Raw genomic sequence first — 8,043 nt, 5'->3', positions numbered from 1 at the left:
CCAATGCAACCATTGCTTCTGCGGATCCCGCAGTAATAGCAGTCATTTTTGCAGTAATTCGTAAATTCGATCAGTCCGCGGATGTAGACCTCTCTGCCATAATGGGTATGGCGCACTTCCCTTGCCCGTACAAAGAGAAATTCCGCCAGTTCCGCCGTTCTGCCGTCGATCAGGCTTATCCATTCTTCCTTCGTCAGCCTGTTTTCTTTTTCCAGTTTTAAAATCAAGTCTTTCATAAGCATCTCATGCATTTTTCGGATAGATCGTTTTTGTACTGATACCGGGCAGCATCCCCAGTTTTCCCGTCAAGGAATTGATCACATCATTGGGTGCATCCATGGCAACACTGATGATAGAGATATTTCTTTCTTTATAAGGCAAGCCCATGCGGCCAATGATATAACTGCCGTATTCACTGAGCAGATGGTTCAGCTGCTCCACAGATTCTTTGGAAGATACAATAATGCCGATGAGGGCTACTCTGGATTCTGTCATAACGATTTCTCCTTCCTTTTCCGTTTGATTATGGGAAAGTATACCATACCACTTCGAATTTGAAAAGAAAAAATCTTTTCCACCGCCGTATCCATACTGTATCCAATATAAGAACCCCACTTTTTCTGTCAGATTTTTCTTTATCTTTCCAAACAGGTGTGCTATACTGGGAAAAATATCGTACTGATCGTAAAGGGCAACACCTGAGCGAAAAGGCGTACAGACAGAATATTTGAAATCAAGGGAAAATCTGCCCTTTTATTGGTCTGCGCTTTTTCAGGTGCAGACTTTTTCTGTTTTTAAGGAGAATTTACATGAAAAAAACACTTTCGGCTCTCGCGCCGTTTATCGGTATTCTGATCACGCTGGCCATCTGGTTTGTGATCTGCAGGCTGCGGCTTTTCAGCCCCTATGTGCTGCCCGCACCGGAAAAGGTTTTTCAGAGTTTTCTGAAAATGCTGGCTTCCGGAGAAATTTTTGAAGATGTGCTGATCAGCTTTGCCCGCGTCTGCAAAGGATTCTTCATTGCCTTCGTGCTGGCTTTTGCTCTGGGTATGTTCCGCATCCTCATCCCTTCTTCCGAAAAATATTATAACTCCATTGTACAGTTTCTCAGAAATGTCCCCCCGCTGAGCCTGATCCCCCTTCTGATCCTGTGGTGTGGCATCGGAGAAATGACAAAGACCGTCATTATCGTTCTGGCATCCTTTTTCCCGATGTATCTGAACATTGTAAAAGGGTTTACAGGCTGCGATAAAAAATTGCTGGAAGTGGGTGACGCTTTCGGCTATTCCAAACTGGAAAAATTCAGACATATCGTCCTGCCCTACGCTTCCGCGGATATCCTCGTTGGTATGCGCATTGGCATGGGCTACAGCTGGCGTGCCATCATCGGTGCGGAAATGATCGCCGCTTCCAGCGGCATCGGCCACATGATCCTCTTTGCGCAGGAAATGAGCCGTACAGACAAAGTGATCGTCGGCATCTTCGTCATCGGCATCGTTGGTCTGGTAACTGATAAGCTTTTTGGCATTGCCCTCAATAGATTGTTTAAAGGAAATGGTGAAAATGGCTGGAATTAAGTTAAAAAATATACAGAAATCCTATCTGGTGGATGACCGCACCTTAGATGTACTGAAAGGCATCGATCTGCAGATCCCCGAAAAAAGCATCACGGTCGTTCTCGGCCGAAGCGGCTGCGGCAAAACCACCCTGCTCCGTCTGGTAGGCGGTCTGGAGGAAGCCGATGCAGGCGAGATCCTCTTTGATGCAACCCACAAAACCGCCTATGTCTTTCAGGAATCCCGCCTGATGCCATGGCTGCACGTATGGGATAATGTTGTTTTTGGTTTAAAAAAACAACATATTGACAAAACCGCCGTACAGAATATCATCGATACGGTCGGCCTGAAGGGGTTTGAAAAAGCCTATCCCCATCAACTTTCCGGCGGTATGCAGCAGCGCACTGCCATTGCAAGGGCGCTGGCCTATGACCCTTCTTTTATTATGATGGATGAACCCTTTGCTGCGTTGGACTACTTCACCCGTGACCAGATGCAAAAAGAACTGATCCGCCTGCAGCAAAACCGCGGTGCCAGTATTTTATTCGTCACCCACAGCATTGACGAAGCCCTGCTTCTGGGGCATAAAATCGTCATCATTGAAGATGGTCAGATCAAACGGGAATTTCAGATCGATACAGAACAGACAGAACGGGATCTGCTCTCCCCCTTTTTTATCGATCTGAAACGAGAGATCATCAACGAACTGGATCTGTAAAATCCCTGCCGCAGGCAGGTTAAGAAAATAAAGATGAAATTTTTTCAGGAGGTAACAAAAATGAAAAAAAGATTTTTAGCAATGACAATGGCAGCACTGATGGCATTCACTGCCCTGACAGGCTGCGGCAGCAGCACCGCAGAGGAAACTCTGGACAATCTGGTATTTACTTATGTAACAGCACCTTTGAATGTACCTTCCATCATTGAGAAGGAAAACGGCATCTTTGCCAAAGCATTTGAAGATATGGGCATTTCTGTGGACTATGTGGAACTGACTTCCGGTGCAGACCAGACACAGGCACTGGCAACAGGCGATGTACAGGTACTATATGCGGTAGGTGCTACATCCGTGATCCTTTCCGCTGCAAACGGCGCAGATATCAAAGTTCTGAACATGTACAGCCGTTCTCCCGAAGCTTTCTGCCTGTTCTCTCAGGACAGCGCACTGACAACACCCGAATCCCTGCGCGGCAAAACCATCGCCGGCCCTGCAGGTACGATCCTGCATGAACTGCTGGTTTCCTATCTGGCAACAGCAGGTATGACCATTGAAGACGTTAACTATGTGAACATGTCCATCCCCGAAGCAAAAGCAGGTCTGGACGGCGGCAGTGTTGACGTTGCAATGCTGGCAGGTGCAGCGGCATATACCGCAAAACAGCAGGGCAATCACCTTGTGGCAGACGGCACAGGTCTGGTTGATGCGCTCATCGCTGTAGCTGTAACCGATGAATTCTACAATGCTCACCCCGAAATCATCGAAAAACTGAAAGAAGCGCAGGATGAAATCGCAGCCTACATCAGAGAACATAAAGCAGAAGCACTGCAGATCACTGCAGAAAATCTGGATCTGGATATCACTGCAGTGGAAGAAATGTTCCCTCAGTATGATTTTTCTACAGAAGTAAAAGAATCTGACCGTATCGGTTTCCAGAGAACTGCCGACTTCATGTATGAAACAGGCATGATCGAAGCAGAACTGGATGTTGATACACTGTTCTACGAATAAAGTTGATCGGATGAAAAAAAGAGTCCAACGTTGGACTCTTTTTTTATGGCTTGCAGCTGCCGCAGGGTGCATATCCTGCTTCCTCCGCAGCCTCCTGATCTGCAAAATAGGCTCTGTTCTTTTCCACAGGCAGAGAGCCGCAGTCAGGGGTATGATATTTCATGGAATTTTTATTGCCGATATAAGCCGCATCTTTCACAGCAGCCGACTGGCTGCTTTTCCCCTCCTGACGGAAGGAAATATTTTCACCGTCGGTATTGCAGACAATGGTACCCTGTTCATCGGTACGGAAAATCTGCATCCCATAGTTTTTCAGGCGTTTCAGCGTGACATCCTCGGGATGATCGTATGTATTGCCGATACCAACGCTGATGACCGCATATTCCGCATCCACATAGGCCAGAAATTCTTCTACACTGGAACCGGAACTGCCGTGATGGCTCACCTTCAGCACATCTGCGCCGAGATCAAATCCCTGTTCCAGAATATCAAATTCTGCTTCTGTTTCCGCATCCCCTGTAAACAGGAAGGCGGTATCGCCTACGGATATCCTCAATACAATAGAATTATTATTGAGATTCTTATATTCTTTCACAGGGCCGAAAATTTCTACAGGAAGGCCATTGAAATCCAGCACATCTCCCGGTTTCGGATGCTGCACCTGCAGCCCCTTTCCCTTTACCGCCCGCAGAACATCTCTGTACGTTTCGGTATCCGCAGAAACCGTAGGCATGTAAACAGCTCCAATCTCAAAGGCATCAATGGCACTGTCCAGAGAACCGATATGGTCTTCATGGGGATGAGTCCCCACAACCATATCCAACTTTTTCACACCTGCATTCTGCAGATAGGTCAGGATTCTGTCCCGATCATCATTATTGCCGCCATCGATCAGCATAAAATGCCCACCGCTGGCCAAAAGCGCACAGTCCGCCTGCCCTACGTCAATAAAATGTACTTCCAGTTCTCCTTCCGGTACCTGTATTTTCTGCACATTTTCCGGCTGCAGATATTCATCCAGAATACCGCTCTGCACAACCTCGTCCAGAATTTCACCAGCATTACCGCAGCCTGCCAGCCCAACAGACAGGCACAGCATCAGAAAAAACCATTTGATTCTTTTCATCTTCTTTCCCCCTTTCAGTCATACCTGACAATTTTATCATCCTGCATAAAAAGCCACAAGGCGAACATATTCTTAAAAATTGCAGATACATTCCTGATCATGAGAAAAGCCATAAGGCATACTGCCCTATGGCTCATTTTTCTTCGCAACTATTTATTATTTCTGGATATACTGGATTGCAATGCAACCAGGGCCGCCCTGTGTCACAAATGCCGCACCTAAATCAAGAATATGATATTCCACTTCAGGGAATGCTTCCTGCAGCTGTGCCACTACTTTTTTTGCATCTTCAGGCACTCTTGCATGGGAAACATACAGCACATGTCTGCTGTCCAGTTCTGCTTTTTTCAGATGTTCAATGATCGCTGCAACGACCGCTTTCATGGTTCTTTTCACACCAAATTTATCCAGTCTTCTGCCATCATCGGTCTGTTTCATAATGGGTTTCAGCTTCAGCACAGAGCCAAAAGCTGCCGCCATGGGCGTCAGTCTGCCCCCTCTTCTGAGAAAATCAAAATCCTGCGGAATCAGGAAGGATTCCTGATGTGCGGAGGCATATTCCAGCCATTCCAGAATCTCTTTTGCAGACTTGCCTGCATCTCTCATTTCTACTGCTTTTTCAACCATATAACGATGGGGACCGCAAAGAGTTTTGGTGTTAAACACTGTGATATTTTCGTTATGATCTACAGATTCTCTGGCACCGCAGGCACTCTGATAGGTACCGGAAAGCCCATCCGCCATCGCAATGTTGATGATCTCATCCTCGGGATAGGCTTCGTAAATTTCCATCACTTCTCCCACCGGAGGCTGTGAAGAACGGGGATGATTGCCTTCTGCAATCTTTCCGTAAAAAACGTCCATATCCACCAGAAGGTCTCTGTCTTCCAGATCGGCAATGCTGACGCAAAGGGGCATTACGTCAAACCCCAGTTTTTTTCCTTCTTCCGGTGCGTAAAGTGTAGATGAATCTGTAATGATTTTTACCATAAAAAATACCTCTTGATTTAGTTTTGAAAGCTACTTGTATCAGTTTGCAATAAATATGCATTTTCGTCAATACAATCCTGATGATAATTCACTTTTCGGCATTTTTTCGCATATTTTGTCGTTTTTTTGGAAAAAAATTCCTAAAAAAGAAAATGCTTTCATCAGCACGCATCATGCAAACTGACAAAAGCATTTTTTACATTATTTTCAATGACCGATCAAAGATCAGCCTTTCTTTTTATGCACATTTCGAATAGTTTTCTTTTTGGCAGGTTTCTTCTGGTCGCCGCCTTTTGTGCCGCCTTTCTGGCCGCCTTTACCGGCACCAGGCTTACCGCCTTTATACTGGAAATCCCTCTGCATCTGTCTGGGACGAATGAGACAATTTTTGTCAAAACCGATCAGATCCTGTCTGCCTGCTTTTTTCAGCGCCTCCATCACCAGATCATAGTTCTGAGGCAGTCTGTACTGCATCAGGGCACGCTGCATGGCCTTTTCGTGAGGAGATTTGGGCACATAGACCTTTTCCCCTGTTCTGGGATCTTTTTCTGTATAATACATAGCCGTAGACAATGTACCGGGAGTTGGATAGAAATCCTGCACCTGTTCAGGCATGTGGTGAATATCTCGCAGATATTCCGCCAGTTCGATGGCTGCGTCCAGGTCACTGCCAGGATGGCTGCTCATCAGATAAGGCACCAGATACTGTTCTTTACCAAGGCGTTTATTGATATCGTAGTATTTCTTTACGAATCTCTGATAAACATCCCCTGCAGGTTTTCCCATCTTCATCAGAACCTTTTCAGAAACATGTTCGGGGGCAACCTTCAGCTGACCGCTGACATGGTATTTGCACAGTTCATTGAAGAAGGTTTCGTCTTTATCATAGATCAGATAATCGTAACGGATACCGGAACGGATAAATACCTTTTTGATTCTGGGAATTTCTCTGATTTTTCTCAGCAGCTGCACATAGTCTTTGTGGTCCACTTCCAGATTCGGGCATTTTGTGGGCCACAGGCACTGTCTGTCACGGCAGGCACCATGTTCCAGCTGTTTTTTGCAGGCAGGGCCACGGAAGTTTGCAGTGGGGCCGCCTACGTCATGGATATAGCCTTTGAAATCTGGATCCCATGTAATTTTTTCTGCCTCTGCAATCAGGGAATGATGGCTTCTTGCCGTTACCACTCTACCCTGATGGAAAGCCAGCGCACAGAAATTGCAGTTACCAAAGCAGCCGCGGTTGCTCACCAGAGAGAATTTTACTTCTTCAATGGCAGGAATACCGCCTTTTTCAATATACATAGGATGGTAATTTCTTTCGAAATTCAGCGCATATACTTTGTCCAGTTCCGCTGTTCTCAAAGGAGGAGAAGGAGGGTTCTGCACTACCGTCCATTCGTCATATTCCTCAATCAGCGTCTGACCAAGCACTGCGTCCGTATTCTGATACTGGATCAGGAAACTTTCGTTATATTTATCCTTATCTTTCAGTACTTCCTTGTATTTGGGAAGCATGATGTAATCCACCGCTCTGGAAATATCCTTCGTTTTGTAAACAGAGCCGCGCAGGAATGTCAGTTCATTGATGGGAATGCCGCTGTCCAGTGCATCTGCCATTTCAATGATCTGATGTTCCCCCATACCATACAACAGCAGATCCGCACCACTGTCCAGCAGAATGGAACGACGCACTTTGTTATCCCAATAGTCGTAATGACTCAGACGACGAAGGCTGGCTTCTACCCCACCGATGATAATAGGTGTTTTTTTATAAACTTCTCTCAGTTTATTGCAGTAAACGATGGTAGCGCGGTCAGGTCTTTTGCCCATTTCACCACCGGGTGTGTAATAGTCTTTTTTACGAGGCTTTTTCGCAACGGTATAATGGTTGACCATGGAATCAATGTTACCTGCACTCACCAGAAAACCCAGCCTTGGTTCGCCAAAGCGGGTAAAATCTTCCGTTGTTTTCCAGTCGGGCTGCGCAATGAAACAAACTTTATAACCATGGCTCTCCAGAACACGACAGATGATCGCCGCACCGAAAGAAGGATGGTCAACATATGCATCACCGCAAATATAAACGAAATCCGGCTGTTCCCAGCCTCTTTCCAGCATTTCTTCTCTTGTTACAGGCAAAAATGCCATAGGAATTCCTCCTTTTTATATATAACGATATGAAATCGGCTTTCTCTTTATTTTATCAAGTATATCAAATTTACCGGTTGAATACAAATAAAAAAGCTCTCGGATATCCAAGAGCTTAATTGGATTCTGGCGACCATCTACTCTCCCAGGCAGCTGCCCACCAAGTACCATCGACCGCTTGGGTCTTAACCGTCGTGTTCGGAATGGGAACGGGTGTGTCCCCCAAGCGCATCATCACCAGAAATCTTATTTATTTAAGGAGTTTTTAAGTTGGTTTTACCAACTTCACTGCACCTTCAAAACTGAATACAAACTTAGCAACCCGAGTAATCATTCATGGCGCAACGCTTTGCGTTGTCGCTCACAGTTGGCTTCGCCAACTATTATATTGGTCAAGCCCTCGATCTATTAGTATTGGTCAGCTGAACACATTACTGTGCTTACACCTCCAACCTATCAACCTCGTTATCTTCAAGGGATCTTACTCCATA

At 45.8% G+C, this 8,043-nt stretch carries 7 protein-coding genes, 2 rRNA genes and 1 pseudogene; 3 read left to right on the top strand and 7 right to left on the bottom strand.

The features are described 5' to 3' along the window. Together ACJMLT_RS07295 and ACJMLT_RS07290 are read right to left on the bottom strand one after the other, a co-directional pair. A pseudogene (locus ACJMLT_RS07295) lies at positions 1–236 on the bottom strand ([FeFe] hydrogenase H-cluster radical SAM maturase HydE); the annotation flags it as partial. 7 nt (positions 237–243) lie between these two features. Then, the gene (locus ACJMLT_RS07290; RefSeq protein ID WP_405728747.1) at positions 244–495 is read right to left on the bottom strand and encodes a TM1266 family iron-only hydrogenase system putative regulator; all 252 of its coding nucleotides are present in this window, start codon (positions 493–495) and stop codon (positions 244–246) included. A 314-nt stretch (positions 496–809) separates the two neighbouring features. Between ACJMLT_RS07290 and ACJMLT_RS07285 the strand changes: the two genes are divergently transcribed. From ACJMLT_RS07285 to ACJMLT_RS07275, 3 genes are read left to right on the top strand one after another with little or no spacing between them, the layout of a single operon-like run. Then, positions 810–1,577 (top strand): ABC transporter permease, encoded by a 768-nt coding sequence (locus tag ACJMLT_RS07285; protein WP_405728744.1) that lies wholly within the window; start codon positions 810–812, stop codon positions 1,575–1,577. Next, entirely contained in the window at positions 1,564–2,274 is a 711-nt protein-coding gene (locus ACJMLT_RS07280; protein WP_405728741.1) for an ABC transporter ATP-binding protein, read from the top strand. Before ACJMLT_RS07285 ends, ACJMLT_RS07280 begins: the two co-directional genes overlap by 14 nt. 60 nt (positions 2,275–2,334) lie before the next feature. Continuing rightward, entirely contained in the window at positions 2,335–3,285 is a 951-nt protein-coding gene (locus ACJMLT_RS07275) for an ABC transporter substrate-binding protein (RefSeq protein WP_405728738.1), read from the top strand. 43 nt (positions 3,286–3,328) lie between these two features. Here the strand turns inward: ACJMLT_RS07275 and ACJMLT_RS07270 are convergent, their stop codons facing one another. The 5 genes from ACJMLT_RS07270 to ACJMLT_RS07250 all read right to left on the bottom strand — a co-directional run. After that, positions 3,329–4,411 (bottom strand): MBL fold metallo-hydrolase, encoded by a 1,083-nt coding sequence (locus ACJMLT_RS07270; RefSeq protein ID WP_405728735.1) that lies wholly within the window; start codon positions 4,409–4,411, stop codon positions 3,329–3,331. 156 nt (positions 4,412–4,567) lie between these two features. After that, positions 4,568–5,401 (bottom strand): DegV family protein, encoded by an 834-nt coding sequence (locus ACJMLT_RS07265; protein WP_405728732.1) that lies wholly within the window; start codon positions 5,399–5,401, stop codon positions 4,568–4,570. A gap of 225 nt (positions 5,402–5,626) precedes the next feature. After that, positions 5,627–7,558 (bottom strand): YgiQ family radical SAM protein, encoded by a 1,932-nt coding sequence (locus ACJMLT_RS07260; RefSeq protein ID WP_405728750.1) that lies wholly within the window; start codon positions 7,556–7,558, stop codon positions 5,627–5,629. Between the two features lie 118 nt (positions 7,559–7,676). Further along, positions 7,677–7,794: ribosomal RNA gene (gene rrf / locus ACJMLT_RS07255) — 5S ribosomal RNA — on the bottom strand. Positions 7,795–7,940: 146 nt separating this feature from the next. After that, positions 7,941–8,043: ribosomal RNA gene (locus ACJMLT_RS07250) — 23S ribosomal RNA — on the bottom strand; the annotation flags it as partial.

The sequence above is a fragment of the Anaerotignum sp. genome, from assembly GCF_045122575.1.
Lineage (GTDB): Bacteria > Bacillota > Clostridia > Lachnospirales > Anaerotignaceae > Anaerotignum_A.
The sequence above is the reverse complement of the archived record's forward strand: the minus strand, read 5'-3'. Positions and strand labels throughout refer to the sequence as shown.

What these genes read in the sequence shown, in the direction of transcription:
- ACJMLT_RS07280 (WP_405728741.1), top strand. Translation starts at nt 1,564, where the DNA reads ATGGCTGGAATTAAGTTAAAAAATATACAGAAATCCTATCTGGTGGAT.
- ACJMLT_RS07275 (WP_405728738.1), top strand. Translation starts at nt 2,335, where the DNA reads ATGAAAAAAAGATTTTTAGCAATGACAATGGCAGCACTGATGGCATTC.
- ACJMLT_RS07290 (WP_405728747.1), bottom strand. Translation starts at nt 495, where the DNA reads ATGACAGAATCCAGAGTAGCCCTCATCGGCATTATTGTATCTTCCAAA.
- ACJMLT_RS07285 (WP_405728744.1), top strand. Translation starts at nt 810, where the DNA reads ATGAAAAAAACACTTTCGGCTCTCGCGCCGTTTATCGGTATTCTGATC.
- ACJMLT_RS07270 (WP_405728735.1), bottom strand. Translation starts at nt 4,411, where the DNA reads ATGAAAAGAATCAAATGGTTTTTTCTGATGCTGTGCCTGTCTGTTGGG.
- ACJMLT_RS07265 (WP_405728732.1), bottom strand. Translation starts at nt 5,401, where the DNA reads ATGGTAAAAATCATTACAGATTCATCTACACTTTACGCACCGGAAGAA.